Below are 19,814 nucleotides of genomic sequence, written 5' to 3'. Positions count from 1 at the left end.
GCCCGGCTTTTGGCCGGGCCCGTTTCCTTATGTGCAGGCTTTCGAAGGATCAGAAGCCGAAGGTTGCAGCCACCTTGAAATAGCGGCCCATGATCCCGTCGAAATAGGTCACGAGACCACCGCCGGCGGGCGCGGGGAACGGCGCGCTGGTGTCGAAGATGTTCTCTCCGATCAGACGCAGCACCAGATCGTCGCCAGCCTTGAAGCTTATGCCGGCATCCACGAAGATGACATCGTCACGTTCGTAGAATTCGTAGGTTTCGGGCGCGGCGTCGGGATCGACGACAGCCTCGCCGATGTAACGGCCCTGACCGAAGATGCCGAACGCATCGTTGTCGTAGCTCAGGCCCAGCGTGCCCTGATGCTTCGAATAGCCGATACCGCCACGCAGCGTTTCCAGATCGCCGGAACCGACCCGCGTTTCGAGCTGATCGATATACTGGTACGAACCGCGCACCGTGACCCGGCTGTCCGCGCCGAGGAACGGGGTCGGCTGCACCCAGCGCACTTCGCTCACCAGACCCTTGTAGTCGTAGCTTGCGACGTTGAGATAGCCCGTGCGCACGAATTCCACCTGACCGGCGGCGTCGCGGTCGATCCGGCCGCAAGCATCCGACGGGAAGCTCGTTGCATCATAGCATGCCTCGAGCGTCTGCTCGGCATCGACGCTCTGAATCGCGCCTTCGAGCGAGATGTCCACCCAGTCCGCCGAGAGCGTGAGCCCGCGGGCGAAGGTCGGGGTGAACACGAAGCCGACCGTCCAGCTGTCCGCCTTTTCATTCTCCAGATCAGTGTTGCCCGAAAGCGAACCGCGCGTCGTGAAATCGACGATATTGGAGGTGAAGTTCGCCGGAAGCCCCGCCGCTGCGCAATTGGCCGCACGCTGGGTCGGGTTCGGACCCGCATTGATGAAGCGCGCATCGCACGGATCGTCTGCGGTCGTGAAGATCGCGCTGGTCGGGTTGAACAGCTCGGTAATCGCGGGCGAGCGGATCGAACGGGTGAAATTGCCGCGGAACGTGATGTCGCGCACCGGCTGCCAGCGGCCGCCTGCGGTCCAGGTGAGATCACCGCCCGTCAGCGAATTGTCGACGTAACGCGCCGCACCCTTCACCTCGATCAGATTGGCGAACGGCACTTCCATCGCCGGGGTGACGAGCGGCACGAGCACCTCGCCGAACACCTCGTCCGTGTTGTACGAGCCGGACACGGCATCGATCGGGATCGAACGGCCGAACTGCGTGCGAGGGCCGTCCGGATCATCGGGGTTCACCTGACCGAAGAAGAATTCGCCCGGATCGAAATCCGAGGATTCGTCGCGGTGCTCGTAACCGAGCGAGAACGCGACTGGACCGCTCCAGATGTTGAACAGGTCGCCGCCGACCGTGGCGATGAAGTCGTACTGTTCGTTCAGGGCGACGGGGTTCGCGATGGTCGTGATGTAATCCGCCACGGCCTGCGAATTCTGGTTGCCGAACGGGTTGAACGGCACGCAGGTCGCGCTGACCGTGTCCACGGGCGCGGATGCGCCACCGGCGGGGCAGCCGGCGAGCGCGTTTTCGAAGTTCTGCTGCACCAGCTCGCGACTGCGGCCGTCGGTCTTCGAACGACCGTACAGGCCGGACACTTCCCAGTTCAGGTCGCGTTCGCCCAGCGTGAAATCGCCGCGCAGGCCGCCGGCAAAGCGGTACACTTCCACCGTAGACGAACCGCGACCGGAAATGAGGTCGGTATTGGCGCGGCCGAGGTAGAAGAAATCCTGACCTTCGGGAAGCTGTGCGGCGATGGTGGCGCGCGCCTCGTCCGACAGGAACGGATTGTCGATCGGGATGATCAGATTGCCGTCGGGCGCGCCGCCGGCATCGAACAGGGCGGTGTTGTAAACCGGCTGCGCACGCAGTTCGGTGCCCTTCGAATTGGCGTACTGCCCTTCGAAGAACGCGGTGACGTTGTCGGTCAGCTCATAGCTGCCCTGGATCGCACCGAGGTAACGTTCGACCGGCGAACGCAGGTTCGACACGTCCACCAGGCTGAAGCCGTTGCCGCCCGAAGAGTTGATCCCGCGGTAAGGCGTACCAAAATCAAGGGGAATGAGATCGCCATTAGCATTGAAGACGAGTACGTTGCCGGAAGTGTCGGTGATTTCGCCGCCAAATCCGGGCGCGGAATCAGCAAAGCTCGGAGCGCCGAATTCGCTAAGTGCAGGAATGCGACGATCTTCGATCAACACGTTATCGAAAGGCGAATCGGGATCGGTCGGACCCGCATAGAACAGGCCGCGCGCGGTCCGGTCACGATCGCGATAGGTCAGGCCGTTGGTGCGGTTATATTCGAAGGCCGCAACAATGTTGCCGCGCCCGCCGCCAAAGCTGGTGCCCGTGAGCGCGCCGAGGCGGTATTCGCGGGCGTCGCCCTCTTCGGCAATGCCCATCTGCGCGTCAAGGCGAACACCTTCGAAGCGGTCCTTGAGGATGACGTTCACGGTGCCGGCGATGGCATCGGCGCCGTAGATCGGCGCGCCGCCGACCGCGATCGTCTCAAGCCGGTCAACCATCAGCGTGGGAATGGTGTTGAGGTCAACCTGCGAGCCGGCCGCGACCGGGCCGAAGATCGACGCGGTGTTCGAGCTGACATAGCGGCGGCTGTTGAGCAGCGTCAGCGTACGCTGCGATCCGAGGCCGAAGAAGTTGATGAAGGTCTGACCCGAACCGAAGCTGCCGCCCTGGCCGCCGACGGGATTGTTCGCCGGCGGACCGAAGGAGGGGAGATCCTCGAGTGCTTCGCCGACGCTGGTCTGGCCGCGTTCCTCGATCTGCTGCGAATCGACGACGATAGCGGGCTCGATCGTGTCGCGGTTGGCGCGGCGGATGCGCGAACCGGTCACGACGATCGGGGCGCTGACCTGTTCCTCGGTCACGGCGCCGTCGGTGTCGCCTGCCTGCGCGAAGGCGGGGACGGACAGGGCAGCGGCGCTGCCGGCGCCGATCAGGGCAACCGCACGCAGGGCCGAGCTGGCGGCGAGCATGCGCTTGTTACGAAAAGAGGCTTTCATGGAATCCATTCCCTTTGCTGATCACCCGGCCGATCCGTTGTCGCGCGGTGGCGACGGCGGGATGCCGATCGAAACCGCTGTGGTTCGATCGCACCGGACGGGCAAAACTTTCAGGGCCGCGCCACTCTCAAACTCGCATGGGTTATGCAAAACCTTATTGGTATCTGCGGAAACCTTTTGGCAAAAACTGTGGCATTTGTGGAACAGGTGCGTGGCCTCGGTATAGGAGACGATGCGAAAACTGAAAAAGTTTCGCAAAAAATCACAAGGGAGCTTTATTCTGCATCCGCCGCGCCTCGAACGGCGCGAGACGGCCGCGATAGGGTTCGGCGACTCCGATGCCGCGGCGATTGATGGGCGCGCGCACCTGCATCGCGCTGGCGGTGATGACGCTGCGTCTGGTTTCGTGCGGGGCAAAGCAGGCTGCCTCTCGCGCAAGCCCGCAATGATCGAGAATGCGGCCGATCTGCGTGCCGGGATCGTCGACCAGCGCCTCGTATCGCATGCTGAGCATCCTTTCGCCCAGAACGGCTTGCCAATGATCGTAGAGCGCATCCTCGCACGCCATATGGGCCGCGATATCGTCCTGGTTCCAGCTCCACGCGACCCCCTCGACGAACCATGTGCGATAGGCCGACCACGCATTGTCGAGCGGATCGCGCCGCACCCACACGACCGGCGCGCCGGGGAACAATGCCGCGACGAGGCCGAGATGGCGTGAGGTCGACAGGGTCTTGTCGATGACGCGCCCTTGCCCGGTGACGCTTTCGTTCAGAAGATGATCGTAATGCGCAACGAGATCGTCGGCCCGCCCGCCATCGCGTTCCCAGCGGGCGAAAGCACCATGCGACTTGCCCCCGATCCGTTGTTCAAGCAGGCGCAGCAGCCCGAGCTCGCCCCCGCCGGCGACCGCGGAATGGGCGGCAAGAATCTGCTCCACCAGCGTCGAGCCGGAGCGCGGCATTCCCGTCACGAAAACGGGGTCGCGCACCGGTGCGCGCCGATCCGCCCCGCGTGTCTTGCCGATTGCCTCGGCCCAGCCATCCACCGCCGCACGGGCATCGGCGCGATCGGCCTCACCATCGAACGGGCGCAGGGGCACCATAAGACCCGCACCCTTTTCAAAAGCATCGAATGCCTCGTCATGCGCACCGCCAAGATGGCGCATGTGACCGAGCGCATAGTACCATGCCGAGCGTTCGGTGGGCGGGGCTTGGGCAAGCGCGGCGGACGCATCCTCCATCGCCCGATGGTCGGCATCGTCGGCGGCGCCCGTCATCGCGAGGCCGAGCCAGCATTGCCCCGAGGCAGGCTGCATCCGTGCCGCGCGGCGGAAATGTTCGGCGGCCTCCTCGGCCTCGCCCAGATTCGTCGCGATCGATCCTTTGAGAAATTGCAGCGAGGCCGATGCGTCCTGCGCATCGCCGGCCCCCTTGGATAGAAGCCGCCGCGCCTCCTCCGGCAATCCGGAACGGGCGACGAATGCGGCCCGTTCGATCCGCAAGGCGCGCGTATTGCCGCCATTGTCCTCCAGCAGGCGCATCGCCTCGCGCGCGGCGGTCTTCTCGCCATTGCGCAATAAGGCCTGCGCGATGGCGCGCCAGGAATTGCCCATCGGGGCCTTCGCCGCGATCAGGCCCTTGGCCGCGTGGTTGATGTCTAGGATATCCTGCCGCGCGAGAGCGTCCTTCAAACCGGCCACAAGCGTCGCGGGGTCCGCCGGCGCATCGACGGGTGCGGCGCGATACACGCGCATGAAGGGTTCCAGCCAACGGCGATAGGGCGCCGACGACCCGATACCCTTGCGATTGACGGGTTCGCGCACCTGCAGGGCGCTGGCCGTGCTGACTGCACCGGCGCGGCGGTGAAAGTCCATCTGCTCAGCCTCGAACTCCAGTCCGCAGAAGCCTGTGATCCGGCGGGTCCAGTCCTCAGGATGTTCGACAAGATCGGCATATGGCACGGTCAGCATCCGGTCGCCCAGAACCTCGCTCCAATGGGCGTGCATGCGATCTTCCACCATCATGTGGTGCGCAATATCGGCAAGCGACCATCCGGACAGCACGTTGTTCGAAAACCACGCGCGATAGATGGACCACGCATTGTAGAGCGGATCGCGGCGCAACCAGACGAAAGGCGCGTCGGGAAACATCGCCGCGAGCGGACCGATCGCCCGGCTGGCGTTCAGCGTCTTGTCGACGAAGCGCCCGGCGCCGGGAATGCGCTGCCCCGCAAAGCGAAGATAGGTGGCGCGCAACGATTCCATCGTGCCGCCGCCGGCGCGATAACGGTCGAAATGCCGAGGCGCGAACCCGCCCGTCATCGCCTCGACCGGCATGGTCAGGCCAAGCTCCCGGCCGCCATCTACTCCCGAATGCGCGGCAAGCAATTGTTGAACCAGCGTGGTGCCGCTTCGCGCGAGACCGGTCACGAAAATCGGCTGCCGTTCCGGGGCGGGGCCGGTAATCGCGTGGCGGGCAATATCCGCTTCGTGCCACATTCTTGCGGTCCGCGCGGAACCTTCGTCCTCCCGCGACATGTAGCGGTATAGCTCGGCCTGAATGCGCGTTGCCGCTTCGAAATGTTCGAAGGCATGCGCGTGGTCCTGCTCCCGATCGGCGGCGATGGCGAGCGCATGGTGCAGGCCCGCACGGTCGACGGTCTCGATCCCGCTGGCATCGGGGGCATCCAGCGTTGCGCGGATGACGGCCTGGTCCGAAGGGGTGAGCCGGTCGAGCTGCGCCAGCCCGACCCATGACCGGCCGGATGCAGGCAAAGCGGCGACGGCACGGCGATACTGCCGCTCTGCCTCCTCACGACGTCCCAGATTGGCGGCGAGCGATCCGCTTAGATACGCATTGGCAACGAGCGAGGGATATGTTTCGGGAAGCTGCCCGACAATGGCGAGCGCGTCGTCCTCGCGGCCCGATTGCGCGAGGAGAACCGCCTTCTCATACGCGGCGGCATGGGGCGGAGCCTGCTGATCCTGCCACAGGTCGAGTGCGCGCAGGGCAAGAGCGAGATCGCCGCAGCGCATGATCGCCTGCGCGGCGAAATTCCATTGGGGCCCGATCGGTGCGCGCTGTTCCACCAGCACGCGCGCCGCGCCGAGCAGCGCCGGGCGGTCATCGGCGCGATTCGCGGCCTGAAACGCGGCGGCGGCGGTTCTTACATCGGGGGAGGGCATCGGGCATGGTCCATGTCGGGCGGGGATGATGGGCCGGTGCGCAAGGCAGGGTCAATAAAAAGGGGCAGCCGAAGCCGCCCCTTTATCATTGTCCGGTGTCCGGCGCCTTGACGGCAACGCTTATCGCGCGTCGCCTCCGAAACGCATGAACAAGGTGAACCGGACCGCACGCGGCGCCTGATAGGCGGTCACGCGGCCAAAGTTCGGATTGCTGTTCGGCGTATAGTCGAGATCGTAATCGCCGAATTCGTTGTAATCCTGCTCCTGCTTCCAGTTGAACACGTTGAAGACCGCGGTCTGGAACTGAATATTCCGGTTGCTGGCAAACGGCTTGAACGTGACGCTGAGGTCGACATTCTTGCTCCATTCGGATTCGAACGCCGTACCGCGCGGGACGAGATAGGACGTGGTGCCACCCGAATTTTCGATCGGCGTGCCGCCGACGCCATCCTGGGTACAATAGTAGGATGCCGCACCGTAACCCGCCGCGAAATTGGCAGAATCGAAGTAGTTGCCGATACAGCTGAACTTGCGCGGACTGGACACGGTCATGTTCGCGCCAAGGTCGAGCCATTCGGTCGGGCTGACATTGCCGTAGAACTTGAAGGTGTGCTTGCGGCCATTGGCAAGGGGACCCGTCGCACCTTCGAGGAAGCCCGGCTGGTCGAAATCCTGCGTCAGGCCGGCGTCGGTCTGATTGTTGTCCGACTTCACCGCACCTTCGAAGTTCCCGCGAAGGTCCATGTAGGTGTAGTTGAACCGGAAACCGTAGAGACCGTTATACGCCTTCTCCAGTTCGAACTGCACCGCGTCGTAATCGCGCACCGCTTCGGGATAGCCGAGCGAGGCCGCATCGAGCGTCACGACATCGCACTGCCCCTCGATGGAGCAGTCGCCGTCGAGACGCACGGTCACGTCTTCACCCGGATTGAGCAGGACGTACTGATGGTAGCCGGTGAAGACATCTTCGCAGCCCGCGATCCCGTTGTCGGCGCAATAGGAATTGACCGCAGCATCGATGGCGGCGTCTTCCAGTGTCGAGGCCAGCCGGCGACGGGTGTAGTTGATGGACGCGCGCCAATCGCCGATCCGGTGTTCCAGGCCGATGATATATTCGTCGGTCCGGCTCGGCTTCAGGGTCTGCGACACCAGCGTGTCGGTCGCTCCGGCGGTGCCATCGCTATAGACGTTGTTACACACTTCGCCCGCATTCGGCGTGCCATCGGGACAGACGACCCCGCCGAGGTTCGCGTCGAAACCGACGATATCGCCATTTTCGTCGAGCGTATACTGATCGGGGATGCCATCGCCGTTCAGATCCTCAGAGGTGCCGTAGAGATCGACCTGCTGATAGTAGGTCTCGGCCCCGCCGAGACGGATGTTGGTGTTCGTGGCGATCGGCAGGTAATACTGACCATAGAACACGTTCAGCTTGGTCGCGCCGTCACCGAACACGTCGAACGATGCGCCCAGACGCGGTGCCCACAGATCGCCCGAATCGTAGAACTTCTCACCCGTCACGCCGTAGTTCTTGAAGCTGTCGTTGCGAACGCCGAGCTGCAGATTGACGCGATTGTCGAGCAGCGACCACGAATCCTGAAGATAGAAGGCGCGCTGATCGGTGTTGAACCCGCCCTCGTTCAGGTAGTACCAGCGGATCGCGAGGTTTGACCGCACGTCATAGCGATAGCCCGAACCGTTATAGGTCGTGTTCTCGCCAGCCGACAGCTTTTCAAGATCGAAACCGCCGCGGATGTGGTGCTCACCAAGGAAGTCGACATAGATGTCGGCATCCGCGCGGTAGAATTCGCGCTTGCTTTCATCCTCGTAACGACTCTGGGTCGTGCCTCCAACGACCCGCGTGGAGCCGATGCGGCTCAGAATATAGGCGTTGTTCGGGCTGGCAACCTGGGTCGTATTGTCGTTGTACTGACCATAGGAGCCGGAAATCGACAGCCAATCGGTAAATTGACCCGTGTAGGTGCCGATGAAATTGTTGCCGCCGAATTCCTGCCTCAGGCCGCCCTGCACCTCGCCATCGACCAGGTTTTCGGTGTCGAAGCCGGTATAGATGACGTCGCGCGTCACCTTGTCGCGGAAATAGGTGCCTTCGAGACGGTGGCCGTCGGCGATCACGAAGTCGAGCTTGCCGCCGAAGAACGGGCTGTCGTCGCGGATCGTCGTCGTGCGCGCGCCCGAGAATGACGTGTCGGCATTTTCGCGATAGCGCGCGTTGTAAAGGCCGTAGAAGAACAGGCGATCCTTGATGATCGGACCCGACAGGTAGAAGTTCCCGTCGAGCGACTGATCATAGTCACGCTCGTTCAGATTGCCGATGATGTCGCCTTCGGTCTCGGGATCGGAATCCGCATCGACAAAGGTGTTGGGCGCCTGGCTGCGCAGGCCCTGCGGTTCATAGACGACCACGGCGCCGCCGGCGAATTCGTTGGAGCCGGATTTCGTGATCGAGGAAATCACGCCGCCCAGCGCACGGCCATATTCCGCCTGATAGCCGCCGGTCTTGACGTCGGTGGTGCGGTAGAACTCGAACGGAACGATCGAGCTGCCGAGCAGGTTACGGAAGTCGGTGACGTTGAGGCCGTTGATGTAATACTGGTTTTCGGCAACGGTCGCGCCATTGATCGAGGCCAGATTGCCGAAACCTTCGTCGCCCGGCGTCGTGCCCGGCGCCAGCAGGATGAGAGAGGTCTGATCGCGGCCCACGGGAACCGTCTGCGCAAGATCCTCGACATCGAGGGTGACGCCGGTTTGCGTCGCGGCGAAATCGTTCACCTGAATACGGCGGCCGACGACGACGATACCTTCGCCGCCTGCGACTTCCTCGCCCAGCGTGCTTTCACCCGCGATATAGCGATAGGCGCTGTTCTGGCCCGCGATGACGCGCACGCCGGTATCGCGCACCACGACGGCCCCCTGCGACGTGACGGTGATCGAGTAGGAACCGGTCGGCAGGCCGTTGATCCGGAACGAACCGTCGGCATCGGTGACCGCGGTGTTGTTGAACCCCTGTTCGTTCGACGTCAGCGTGACATTGGCGCCCTGAACGGCATTGCCGGCCTCGTCGACGACGGTGCCCGTGATCGAGCCGCGGGTGAAATCCTGTGCAAAAACGGGCGCGGTGGCCACGCCCATCGACGCTGTCCCGGCGCCGATCAGCGCAATCGCGCGCAGCGCCGAACCGGTGGCGAGCGCCTGCTTGCGGAAAGTCCAAGCTTTCATGTGTTCAGTCCCTCTAATGTCATACACCGGATGCCCCCAAGGAATCCGCCCCCTCGGCTCGCGCCGTTAAAGGAGTGTTCAGAAGCTCCTCCCACCGTCTTTTTTTTGCAATTTAATTAAGTCACAATTTTAACGATTAGACGCTTCGTGTTGTTATCCGGCAACAGTATGCTTTTTTCGCCTTCGCCGTGCCACCGTAGCGAATGCCAACCGTCGAGGCGGAACGACCGGCGCAGTGGAATTGTCATGCAGCGTCCCAAACGGCTTTTTGGGCGCAAGCTCGCTCGATGAAGCGCCGCAGTGGGCATGAAAGACATGCGGCATCGGGGGGTGTGCTATGGATATTAAAGTGCGCGCCCGGCCAGGTTTGGCGTAATATCCTAAGGTCCATGGCGACGCGAAGCTTGGCGAAGCGGCGATTGCGCGATAGAGACGCGCTATGAAACAGCTTTCATCCCGCCTTGCCGACTTTGTGCCCTATCGCCTGTCCGTCACGTCCAACATGGTCAGCGACAATATCGCGCGCGAATATCGCCGCCGCTTCGGGCTCAGGGTATCGGAATGGCGGGTCATGGCGATCCTCGGCGATGCGGGCGCGTTGACGCAGCGGGATCTGGTCGAGGCGACCTTCATGGACAAGGTCGCGGTCAATCGGGCGTGCAAGGTGCTGTGCGACCGCGCGCTCATCAAGCGCAGTCCGAATGCGAACGACGGGCGGTCCCATCTCCTTGAACTGACAAAAGAGGGGACTGAAATCTTCGACGCGGTGATGCCGCTCGCGCTGGAGATGGAGGAGTCGCTGCTTGATGTGCTTTCGAACAGCGAGCGCGAGATGCTCCTGCGCACATTGGGCAAGCTGTTCGACCGCGCATGCGAGATCGGCGCAAACCGCGGTTGACGCGCTGACGCCGGGCCCGGCGCGCGGTTAGAGCATCGCGTCCGAGATGGAACAGGCCGCCGGGCCGAGAATGACGATGAACAGCACCGGCAGGATGAACAGGATCAGCGGCACGGTCATGATGGCCGGCAGTCGCGCGGCCTTTTCCTCCGCCCGCATCATCCGTTCATTGCGAAATTCCGCCGAAAGCACGCGCAGCGCAGAGGCGAGGGGCGTGCCGTAACGCTCTGTCTGGACCATGGTGGTGGTGACGCCGCGGATCGCCTCGAGATCGACGCGATAGGCGAGGTTTTCGAACGCCTGGCGCCGCTCGGCCAGGAACGACAATTCGATCGAGGTGAGCGAGAATTCGTCCGCAAGCTCCGGATAGGCGCGCCCCAGCTCGCCCGCTACGCGGCCAAACGCGGAATCGACGGTCAACCCGGCCTCGGCACAGATGACGAGCAGGTCGAGCGCGTCGGGAAGGCCCTTGCGTATGGCGTCGGTGCGCTTCGTGATGCTGTTCTTGAGATAGATGTCCGGCGCCTTGTAACCGATGCCAAGCGCGGCGGCGAAGAACATGAACCGCTTGAAGCTGCCCCATTCGGGGAAGGTGTCGGACCAGTAGACGATGGAGGCGGCGAGCAGGCCGAGAACGACAGGGGCAATCACCCGGAAGGCGACCACGACATAGGCCAGATCCTTGCGCCGGATGCCGGCCTGCATCAGCTTCTGCTCGATCTCGCTGATCTGCGTATCCTGCAACATGCGCAGCTTGGCGAGAATTCGGCGCACCTTGTCCGTATTGTCCGTGTTGTGCCGCACGCTGCGCCGCCGGTTGGCCGTTACGGTCAGGCCGGCCTTCAATTCGTTGCGTCTTGCGTTCAACGACTTGACCCGCTTCGCCATCGGGTCGCGCACGGTCACGGCGGCATAGATCGCAAGCATCACGGCAAAGGTCGCGACCGCCACCAGCAGCGTGCCGACCGTGATCACGTCGAAGCCGAGAAGGGTGGGGCCATCGCCCTGATTCGTCATGCCGGCTCCCCCCTCAAATCTCGAAACTGACCATTTTGTACATGATGAAGGCGCCGATGCTCATCCACACGGCACCGGCGATGCCCGCGACGATGAGCCGGTCGTCGACGAAAAATCCGCCCAGATAGTTGGGGTTCAGAAGATAGACGAGCGTGAAGACGATGAACGGCAGCGAACCGACGATATAGGCAGAAGCCTTCGATTCCGAACTCATCGCCCTGATCTTCAGCTTCATCTGCGCGCGCTTGCGCAGCACTTCGGCAAGGTTGGACAGCGTTTCGGCCAGGTTGCCGCCCGTCTCGCGCTGAATCGCGAGGCTGATGCAGAAAAACTGAAATTCGGGGATGTTGAGCCGGTTTGCAGTCTGCTGCAGCGCATCGTCGAGCGTGCGGCCCACCTTTACGCCATCGACCACGCCGCGAAATTCGGCGCCGACGGGGCCGGGCACCTCATGTGCGACGACACCCATGGTTTCGGTGACCGGCAGACCGGAGCGAAGGCCGCGAACGAGCAGTTCGATCGCATCGGGAAAGCGGGTGTTGAACTGATCCAGTCGGCGCTTGATCATGAAGCCCACGATCCAGTGCGGCAGCCCCAGCCCGAACGCGAGCCCGGCGAACAGCGAGAGGAATACGGCCCCTGTCTTCAACAGGGTCAGCGCCGCGACCACGACGGTCAGCCCGGCCGAAATGTAGAGATATTGCGAAACCGACCATTTGTCGCCTGTCCGCTCCAGCCGAAGCGCGAGCGCGTCGAGCCGGGAATCGGCGCCCCCTGTGCGGCGGCGCGGCTTGCGCGCGGCGACGGCTTTCTTGAGTTGCGCCTCGACCTTGGCACTTTCATTGAGCGCATGGCGCGCGCGGATCTTGTCCAGCCGTTTGGTCTGACTGCGCGAGCGAAAGTTATCGTAGATGCCGTAATAGCCGAGCAGCAACAGCGCGAGCATCGCACCCGCAAACATCAGCGTCTGCATCAATCCCATCGCTTGTCCCCTGCGCGCCGCATCACGCCTTCTGCTTCGTGCCCAGAAGGGCGCGAAGGTCGAACATGCCCTTCACGGCGCTCTTTTCCGCCTTTGCGTTCACGGGGGCTTCATCGCCCGACATGGCATGGATGCGGTTCGCCAGATCGGCGATCGCAGCGCCCGCCTTGCTGTGGCGATTGGCCTCGATAAAGGTTTCGCCCTGCTTTGCCGCGTTGACGGCGGCCTTGTGGTCTTCGGCGATGACGATGTCGATCTTTCGTTCGATCGAGGCTTCGAAATCCTTTCGCGTGATTTCGGTCTGGCCGGCGGGCATCTTGTTGCACACGATGATCGGCGTCACATGCTGCGCGTTCGAGGTGACCCAGGACAGGATACGGATCGCATCGCGCGCGGATGCCAGCGTCAGCTCCGTGACGAGCACGAATGCGTTCGTTTCGGCCAGCACGTGCGGGAAATTGATGAGCATGTTGCGCGGCAAATCGATGACGGTCATGTCGAAGGCGTGCCGGAATTCCTCGCTCAACCGGACAAAGGCGCTCCCATCCGTCATCAGCGGCGTACCGATCGCCGCCTCTGCGGAAAGGACCGAGAGGCTTTCGTTGGCGCGTACCATCGCGCGTTCGATGAACAGGCCGTCGATCCGGCTCGGATTGTCCATCGCATCGGTCAGGCCGCGACCCGGTTCGAGATCCATGACGAGCGCGCCGGTCCCGAAATGAACGTCGAGGTCGAGCAATGCGGTCGGCAGTTTCCGCTCGTCGGAAAAGAACCAGGCAAGGGAACTTGCAATGGTGGTCGCGCCGACGCCGCCGCGTGTGCCGACCACCGCCGTGCTGACATGGGTGCGTTCCGATCCGCCGCCGTTCGCCCCGGAATTGCGGGGCGCGTTGAACACGGCGAGTGCGGACACCATTGCCTCGCGCAGCATCTGCGCCGAAAGTGGTTTGAGCAGGTAATCCTGGATCCCGCTGGCGATCAGTTCGCGATAGAGGCGGACATCGTTCACCTGACCGATCGCGACGACCATCGTGCCGGGCTCGCAAACCTCGGCAAGGGCGTTGATGTCGGACAGCGCATCGGCGCATTCGGACAGGTCGACGAGAAGGATCGTCGGGCTCGCGCTTACCGAAAGCGATTGCACCGCGTTGCGCAGACCGCCGAGGTTGACGTTGTCCTCGGGAATGTCGAGATCGGAAATGACGGCGCGCACGATGTCCATCGTGGGCTGATCGCAGACATAGGCGGCAAAGCTGTCGCGATCGGACGTGTTGCCGGATGCGGACGCTCTCATGGCTGGTTTCCTCCCTGGCTGCCGGTTTGCGCGCCGATCAGCCCGCGTTGCGCGCTGGGGGGCTGTTCGCGATAGCTCTCGATCGGCTTGGCCGCGGTCATGATATCGGTGCCGCCGCCGGCCCGTTGCCCGCGCAGCAGATCCTGAGGATCGGCGATCATCGCGGCCATGTTGCCGTTTATCGCACAGCCGAAATTGGGATAGGTCGCGTTATAGGGATTCGCATCGGAATTGGCGGACCAGTCCGGGCAATCCGGCACCGCGGCGGTGGACCGGGTCAGCACGACACGCACGATCCCCGGCGGCAGCCTGCCTTGCGTGACGGGTGGGTTTGACGACAGCATCATTCCCCGCCGTTCGACCAATGCCGCGATCTGGGCGATGGCATCGTCGCCAATGGCTCCGTCGACCGAGACCCTGTCCCCATAGCCGAAATCCATCGCTTCGAGCCATTCGTCGAGCCGGATCTGTTCCGACCGGGGCAGGCCATAGGCTATCGTCCGCACGTCGAGCATATCGGTCCGCGCCGTGACCACGGGCTGTTTCACGGAATAGAGCGAGCGATTGTCCGGCAACCCGCCGATACAGCCGGAAAGCCCGCCGACAAGCGCGATGCACAGCGGGAGTAAGGCCAGGCCATGTGGGCGACGGACGGGGTGGCGGGGCGTGGTCATGGGCATCATGCGTCAATCACCCTTCAGAAAGAAAAGCCGGGGGCAGGAACGCCCGTTTCGGTCGCGGTCGGGCCGGAAGACGGCGCCACCGCGCCGCCATCGGCGCGCAGGGCGGGGCCGGTTTCGCCGCGCGGCATGGGACGCCCGCTTCCCGTCGCGCCGCCCGTAACGCCGTCGGTCTGCATATTGCCGAGAATGCGCTGCAACTCGTCGGGTGCGCGATAGCCGTCGGTGGGCAGGACGATGTCCTTCGCATCGACCGGCTCGACCAGATAGGGCGTGACGACGATGACCAGTTCGGTTTCCCCGCGGCGGAAATCGGTGGACCGGAACAGGCTGCCGATGATCGGCAGATCGCCGGCACCCGGCGTCTTTTCCAATGTCTGACGCGAATTGTTGGACAGCAAGCCTGCGATCATGAAGCTTTGGCCGGAGCCCAGTTCCACCGTCGTTTCCGCCCGCCGGGTGGTGAGCGCCGGAATCTGGAACCCTTCGATGGTGATGGCCCCCTGGGAGGAGAGTTCGGACACTTCGGGCCGCACGCGAATGGAGATGCGCCCGTTGGCAAGCACGGTCGGCGAATAGGACAGGCTGACCCCGTATTCGCGATATTGCACGCTCGTCGCGCCGAGCCCCTGGCTGATCGGGATGGGATATTCGCCGCCGGCAAGGAACGTCGCCGTCTCGCCCGAAAGCGCGGTCAGGTTCGGTTGCGACAACGTGGTGATCAAACCGACGCGTTCCGCAAGGTCGAGGCCCAGATTGACATCGATGCCGAGCAGCTTGCCCGCAAGGTTGAGCGCGGTCTGCTCCGATTGATTGCCGGGCGAAGTGAACCGCGTGCCGTTCACGACAAATTGCCCGGTCCTGGGATCGAACGGCAGGCTGATCGAACCTTCGGGAAGATTATACATGGCCGATGCGTCGACCAAGGGAAAACGGCCCGAGCTGATGACGTCGGTTATCGTCCGGCCGGCATTGTTGCTGCCGCGCTGAACCCCGAACTGAAACCCGCCGGTCATGTCCCGGGTGACGAGATTGGATGCCATCTCGCGCACCAGCGAACGGCTCACCTCGGCAAAGCGGACGTGCAGGCTGACCTGCAAGGGCGTCGCGGTTTTCAGACGGCTGATGACGTTTACGCCATCGCCGACGAAGGCCGAGACGAGGCGTTCCGCCTCCGCCGCATCGCCGGGCGATGCGACCGTCCCTGTGAGCAGGACGGTATTGTTCATGGTGGCCGTCGCGATCCGCGCCTCGGGCATGGCCATGCCGAGCATCTGGTCGATACTGTCGATATTGGACCCGACGCGCACATTGGCGGACCACACGATATCGCCCGCCGCGTTGGAGGCATAGACCGTGGTTTCCCCGCCCGCCTTGCCGAAGACGTAGAGCTGGTTGCGGGATTTCACCTTTACATCCGCGATCGCGTCATTGGCGATGAAGATATCCGTCATCTGCCCCGCGACATTCACCAGCTGTCCCCGTCCGATGGACAGGACGATCTCGCCCGCAGGTGCGGTCACGCTTTGTGCCCGCGCGATGCCGCCCGCGCCGTCCATACCCGGTCCCATCGGGGCGAGCGCGCTCGCGGCCAACGCAACCCCTGCGAACAGGCGTTTTGCGAACGCTGTCTTCGATAGTGTCTGGCTGATCATGATCCCGTTCTTACCTTCCTGCGCGATCACTGGCCGACCGGAACGGCGACGGTATCGGTCCCGCGGCTGATGCGAACGATCGGCCCCTGATAGCCCGACTGCGCGGTCTGTGCGCCGCTGGACGAATTGCGGCTCCGGTCCTCGTCGGCGTCGATCCGGCGGGCAGGGGCGCTGCTGCCCGAATTGCCTTGCCGGGGCGGAACGGTGCGGCGTTGAAAGCGGGACACGTCGGCGCCGGTCTGAACGGTGGAGCGGCCGGCCTGCGGGCGGTTCATCGCGGTGCGCAGGATTGCCTCCTCCTGCTGCGGCGTCGCATCGTCGGGCACGACCACCTCGCCCGATGCGATCGCGCGGTCGAGCTCGCCCTGATTATCGGCGAGCGAACGCAGCGAGAGCGACAGTTCGCCGATCGTCTGCGCGACCGCGATCTGCTCCGCGATGCGGGGCGTCACCTCGAGCGTGACGGTCCGGAAACCCTGCACCACGGTCTTTCCCTCCACCGTCCGTGTCGTCGTCGATTGATCCGTGGCGAGAACGCGCAGGTTACGCAGGATCGTTTCCGCGACCTTCAGCGGCGGACCGTCGCCCGTGACCTGCTGCGTCAGCACGAGATCGATCCGGTCGCCGGGAAAGACGAACCCGCCGACCCCGGTCTTCACCGAAACCGGCACGGTGACCGCGCGCATCCCGGGGCCGAGTGCCGCCGCGAGAAAGCCGCGGTCGCCCGGCATGACCAGCGCACCATGCGTGACAGGTTGCCCGGCGGTCACCGGATAGCGCACGACCGTGCCGAGCAGCTTGTCGAGATCCGCCTCGCCATCGATGTAATAGGCGTCCTGCACCATTTCGGAGGGCCACTGCTTGAATTGGAGAGCGTCGGCGGTGATGATCGTGCCCACGGGCAGGGCGCGTTGCGCGACCAGCACGCGCGGCCCTTCCGGAACCTGCGCGGCCTGCACCTGCGGCGCGGTACCGCCGGCGAACAGGCTGCGCGCCATGAGCGCGGTGCCCACCGCCACCACCAATGCCACCGCGAGCAATATCAGCTTTTTCCTGTCCATGGCCCATCAGCCCTCTTTATGCGCAGGTCCCGCGAATCCCGCCCGCGCCTGTCTGTCGATGTAAAAATCGCCTCAAATGGTTAAGATCGGGTCAAGACCCGAGCGTTGCATTGCCAAGGTCGCCCAGCGCGGCGCCATAGCGGACCGCGATCACCGCCATCATCGCGGCGGCCACCGAAATGGCATAGGGTACCTGCATGCGGCCCGTGCTCGCGCCCTTGCGCCGGGCCCGCCGATGACGATGCCACACCACAAGCGTTAGGATCCCGTTCGCGAGCGCCGTGAAAACGATGAGCGCAAGATACCAGCGCGGCTCCAAGCACAGCGCGATCGCCGCGAGCAGCTTGACATCGCCCCCGCCCACCTGGCCCAGCCGGAACAGCACCGCCCCCACCAGGAACGCGGCCACCGCCATGATCAGTTGCGCCGCCACCCCCGGCCAGAGCGACAGCCCGTTCCCGATCCAGAACAGCGGCGCCATGACCACGATGGCAAGACAGAGCGTGTTCTTGATCTTTCGATACCGGTAATCGGTAAATGCGGCATAAAGCACCGCGATTGCCAAGGCGGCGACCGCCGCGTAAGTGACCAGCCCGTCGTCCATGTCCCAAACCCCGTCTTAACCATTGCGAGGCCCGGTTTAGGCGGCATGGCTTACCAAATAGTAACCAAGCCCGAAAAGATGGCCGAAGCCAGATGATGCCCTCTCCCGACCCGGTCCGCCGACATATTCCGGCCCAAGCGCGCGAAACGCGCTGGACCGCGCCCGATGGGTTTCGCCTGCGCCGCATCGACTTCGATCACGCGGCCGATAGCGCCACGCGCGGGTCGCTGTTGTTCCTTGCGGGGCGGGGCGATTGCTACGAAAAATACCTTGAAACTCTCGCCGGCTGGCATGGGACGGGGTGGCGCGTGACGGCGGTGGATTGGCGCGGCCAGGCAGGTTCGGGCCGGCTGGGCGACGACGGCGTGACGGGCCATGTGAATCATTTCGGCATGTGGGTCGACGATCTCGCCGATTTCTGGACGCAATGGGCCGCTGATGGTGTCGGCCCGCATGTCGTCGTGGGGCATTCCATGGGCGGGCATCTCGCCCTTCGCGCCGTGGCGGAGGGGCGGATCGCACCCGATGCGGCGGTGCTGGTCGCGCCGATGCTGGGCCTTGCCGGGAAACAGATGCCCGCCTTCGTCGCCGATGCGGCGGCGCGGGGGATGCGGTGGGCTCGCGGCGCGACCACGCCGGCCTGGCGGTGGAGCGAGAAGCCCGGCGAATTGCCGCAGGACCGGATCGACCTTCTCACCCATGACGAAAGCCGCTACGCCGACGAGGTATGGTGGCGCAGCGAACGCCCGGAGCTTGCCATGGGGCCGGGGAGCTGGGGCTGGATCGCGGGGGCGATAAGCTCCATGCGCTGGCTCGCGCGGGACACGGTGTTGCGGAGTGTCGAAGTGTCCGTCATGTTCGTCGCGACGGGGGCCGACCGGTTGGTGTCGGCCGATGCGATTCGCCGGGCCAATCGCATGATCCCCGATTCCCGACTGGTTGAGTTCGGCCCGGATTGCGCGCATGAAATCCTGCGCGAAACCGATGCGATCCGCGATCGTGCATTGGGCGCGATCGACGATTTTCTGGACGAGGCGGCACCCCGCATATCATGACCGAACGGTTCGACATCGTCATCGTGGGCGCGGGTATGGCCGGTGCATCGCTTGCCGCGCGGCTCGCGCCGCATCGCAGCGTGATGATGATCGAGGCGGAGGACGAGCCGGGCTATCACGCGACGGGGCGTTCGGCGGCGTTCTGGGCCGAAAGCTATGGCGGGCCGCAAATCACGCCGCTCACCATCGCATCGGGGCCGTATCTGCGGCGCCACGGGTTCCTTGCCCCGCGCGGTGCGCTGACCCTCGCGCGGGAAGGGGACCGGGGCCGCATCGCCGCGTTCGTCGCGCGTTTCGCCACGCTTGGTGTCGATGTCGCGATGCTGAACCGCGAGGAGATCGAGGCGCGCGTACCCGGCATTCGCGAGGGCTGGACCGCCGCGTCGTGGGAGCCGGATTGCTGCGACATCGACGTGGCCGCGCTGCACGCGCATTTCCTCGCACTCGCACGGCGGGACGGGGCGGGCCTGCGCAGCAGGGCGCGGCTTTCCGCCGCCCGGCGGGAGCGGGGTGACTGGCATCTGGAGCTTGCGGATGGCGCGACCATTCGGGCGGGCGTGCTGGTCAATGCGGCCGGCGCATGGGCCGACGGGGTCGCGCATATGGCCGGGGCGCGGCCTTTGAACATCGCGCCGCTGCGCCGCACGGTTGCGCAGGTGCGGACCGATCCGCCTGTACCGGCGACCCTCCCGCTGGTGCTCGACATCGACGAACGGTTCTATTTCAAGCCGGAGAACGGGCGCATCTGGCTATCCCCGCACGACGAAACGCCGTCCGTGCCGTGCGATGCCGCGCCGGAGGAGATCGACGTCGCCACCGCCATCGCGCGGCTGGAAGAGGTGGTCGACTGGCGCGCCGAACATGTCGAGCGGCGCTGGGCCGGGCTGCGCAGCTTCGCGCCGGATCGCCTGCCGGTCTATGGCTGGGATCCTGTCGTAGAGGGGTTCTTCTGGTGCGCGGGGCAGGGTGGTTTCGTGATACAGACCGCGCCCGCCGGGTCGGCGCTCGCCGCCGCGCTGCTGCTTGGTCAGGACGTGGATGAACCGCTCGACCCTTCGTCCTACGATCCCGCGCGCTTCGCCTGACGCC

The 19,814-nt window shown here is 64.2% G+C and carries 13 protein-coding genes; 3 read left to right on the top strand and 10 right to left on the bottom strand.

The features are described from left to right. Nucleotides 1-49 precede the first annotated feature (49 nt). The 3 genes from K4G67_RS00470 to K4G67_RS00460 form a co-directional block, all read right to left on the bottom strand. The gene (locus K4G67_RS00470; protein WP_239804455.1) at nucleotides 50-3,052 is read right to left on the bottom strand and encodes a TonB-dependent receptor domain-containing protein; all 3,003 of its coding nucleotides are present in this window, start codon (nucleotides 3,050-3,052) and stop codon (nucleotides 50-52) included. A gap of 262 nt (nucleotides 3,053-3,314) precedes the next feature. Then, nucleotides 3,315-6,239 (bottom strand): sulfotransferase, encoded by a 2,925-nt coding sequence (locus tag K4G67_RS00465; RefSeq protein WP_239804454.1) that lies wholly within the window; start codon nucleotides 6,237-6,239, stop codon nucleotides 3,315-3,317. A 120-nt stretch (nucleotides 6,240-6,359) separates the two neighbouring features. Continuing rightward, nucleotides 6,360-9,479 carry a TonB-dependent receptor gene (locus tag K4G67_RS00460; RefSeq protein ID WP_239804453.1) on the bottom strand — a complete coding sequence of 1,040 codons (3,120 nt, stop codon included), beginning with the start codon at nucleotides 9,477-9,479 and terminating at the stop codon, nucleotides 6,360-6,362. A 439-nt stretch (nucleotides 9,480-9,918) separates the two neighbouring features. Here K4G67_RS00460 and K4G67_RS00455 point away from each other — a divergent pair, with 439 nt between their 5' ends. Next, nucleotides 9,919-10,377 (top strand): MarR family winged helix-turn-helix transcriptional regulator, encoded by a 459-nt coding sequence (locus K4G67_RS00455; RefSeq protein WP_239804452.1) that lies wholly within the window; start codon nucleotides 9,919-9,921, stop codon nucleotides 10,375-10,377. 27 nt (nucleotides 10,378-10,404) lie between these two features. Here K4G67_RS00455 and K4G67_RS00450 read toward each other — a convergent pair whose 3' ends face one another. The 7 genes from K4G67_RS00450 to K4G67_RS00420 form a co-directional block, all read right to left on the bottom strand. Beyond that, entirely contained in the window at nucleotides 10,405-11,394 is a 990-nt protein-coding gene (locus tag K4G67_RS00450) for a type II secretion system F family protein (RefSeq protein ID WP_239804451.1), read from the bottom strand. A 13-nt stretch (nucleotides 11,395-11,407) separates the two neighbouring features. After that, the gene (locus tag K4G67_RS00445) at nucleotides 11,408-12,376 is read right to left on the bottom strand and encodes a type II secretion system F family protein (RefSeq protein ID WP_239804450.1); all 969 of its coding nucleotides are present in this window, start codon (nucleotides 12,374-12,376) and stop codon (nucleotides 11,408-11,410) included. A 22-nt stretch (nucleotides 12,377-12,398) separates the two neighbouring features. Further along, the gene (locus tag K4G67_RS00440) at nucleotides 12,399-13,670 is read right to left on the bottom strand and encodes a CpaE/TadZ family protein (protein ID WP_239804449.1); all 1,272 of its coding nucleotides are present in this window, start codon (nucleotides 13,668-13,670) and stop codon (nucleotides 12,399-12,401) included. Then, on the bottom strand, nucleotides 13,667-14,344 hold the full coding sequence (locus K4G67_RS00435; protein ID WP_239804448.1) for a CpaD family pilus assembly protein: 678 nt from the start codon (nucleotides 14,342-14,344) through the stop codon (nucleotides 13,667-13,669). The genes K4G67_RS00440 and K4G67_RS00435 overlap by 4 nt, the downstream gene beginning before the upstream one ends. 23 nt (nucleotides 14,345-14,367) lie before the next feature. Next, nucleotides 14,368-16,005: a type II and III secretion system protein family protein gene (locus tag K4G67_RS00430; RefSeq protein WP_420829966.1), complete on the bottom strand. Its 1,638-nt coding sequence runs from the start codon at nucleotides 16,003-16,005 to the stop codon at nucleotides 14,368-14,370. Between the two features lie 26 nt (nucleotides 16,006-16,031). Beyond that, nucleotides 16,032-17,066: a Flp pilus assembly protein CpaB gene (gene cpaB, locus K4G67_RS00425; protein ID WP_239804447.1), complete on the bottom strand. Its 1,035-nt coding sequence runs from the start codon at nucleotides 17,064-17,066 to the stop codon at nucleotides 16,032-16,034. A 91-nt stretch (nucleotides 17,067-17,157) separates the two neighbouring features. Then, nucleotides 17,158-17,670 (bottom strand): A24 family peptidase, encoded by a 513-nt coding sequence (locus tag K4G67_RS00420; RefSeq protein ID WP_239804446.1) that lies wholly within the window; start codon nucleotides 17,668-17,670, stop codon nucleotides 17,158-17,160. Nucleotides 17,671-17,762: 92 nt separating this feature from the next. On the opposite strand from K4G67_RS00420, the gene K4G67_RS00415 reads away from it, so the two are divergent. Together K4G67_RS00415 and K4G67_RS00410 are read left to right on the top strand one after the other, a co-directional pair. Further along, a complete protein-coding gene (locus tag K4G67_RS00415; protein ID WP_239804445.1) occupies nucleotides 17,763-18,725 on the top strand; it encodes an alpha/beta fold hydrolase in 963 nt (320 codons plus the stop codon). Then, entirely contained in the window at nucleotides 18,722-19,810 is a 1,089-nt protein-coding gene (locus K4G67_RS00410; RefSeq protein ID WP_239804444.1) for an NAD(P)/FAD-dependent oxidoreductase, read from the top strand. The genes K4G67_RS00415 and K4G67_RS00410 overlap by 4 nt, the downstream gene beginning before the upstream one ends. Nucleotides 19,811-19,814: the final 4 nt, after the last annotated feature.

Source organism: Croceicoccus hydrothermalis (assembly GCF_022378335.1).
Classification (GTDB): domain Bacteria; phylum Pseudomonadota; class Alphaproteobacteria; order Sphingomonadales; family Sphingomonadaceae; genus Croceicoccus; species Croceicoccus hydrothermalis.
This window is presented reverse-complemented; position numbering and strand designations above follow the sequence as displayed.

What these genes read in the sequence shown, in the direction of transcription:
- K4G67_RS00460 (WP_239804453.1), bottom strand. Translation starts at nt 9,479, where the DNA reads ATGAAAGCTTGGACTTTCCGCAAGCAGGCGCTCGCCACCGGTTCGGCG.
- K4G67_RS00420 (WP_239804446.1), bottom strand. Translation starts at nt 17,670, where the DNA reads ATGGACGACGGGCTGGTCACTTACGCGGCGGTCGCCGCCTTGGCAATC.
- K4G67_RS00440 (WP_239804449.1), bottom strand. Translation starts at nt 13,670, where the DNA reads ATGAGAGCGTCCGCATCCGGCAACACGTCCGATCGCGACAGCTTTGCC.
- K4G67_RS00410 (WP_239804444.1), top strand. Translation starts at nt 18,722, where the DNA reads ATGACCGAACGGTTCGACATCGTCATCGTGGGCGCGGGTATGGCCGGT.
- K4G67_RS00450 (WP_239804451.1), bottom strand. Translation starts at nt 11,394, where the DNA reads ATGACGAATCAGGGCGATGGCCCCACCCTTCTCGGCTTCGACGTGATC.
- K4G67_RS00430 (WP_420829966.1), bottom strand. Translation starts at nt 16,005, where the DNA reads ATGATCAGCCAGACACTATCGAAGACAGCGTTCGCAAAACGCCTGTTC.
- K4G67_RS00455 (WP_239804452.1), top strand. Translation starts at nt 9,919, where the DNA reads ATGAAACAGCTTTCATCCCGCCTTGCCGACTTTGTGCCCTATCGCCTG.
- K4G67_RS00445 (WP_239804450.1), bottom strand. Translation starts at nt 12,376, where the DNA reads ATGGGATTGATGCAGACGCTGATGTTTGCGGGTGCGATGCTCGCGCTG.
- K4G67_RS00465 (WP_239804454.1), bottom strand. Translation starts at nt 6,239, where the DNA reads ATGCCCTCCCCCGATGTAAGAACCGCCGCCGCCGCGTTTCAGGCCGCG.
- cpaB (WP_239804447.1), bottom strand. Translation starts at nt 17,066, where the DNA reads ATGGACAGGAAAAAGCTGATATTGCTCGCGGTGGCATTGGTGGTGGCG.
- K4G67_RS00415 (WP_239804445.1), top strand. Translation starts at nt 17,763, where the DNA reads ATGATGCCCTCTCCCGACCCGGTCCGCCGACATATTCCGGCCCAAGCG.
- K4G67_RS00435 (WP_239804448.1), bottom strand. Translation starts at nt 14,344, where the DNA reads ATGACCACGCCCCGCCACCCCGTCCGTCGCCCACATGGCCTGGCCTTA.
- K4G67_RS00470 (WP_239804455.1), bottom strand. Translation starts at nt 3,052, where the DNA reads ATGAAAGCCTCTTTTCGTAACAAGCGCATGCTCGCCGCCAGCTCGGCC.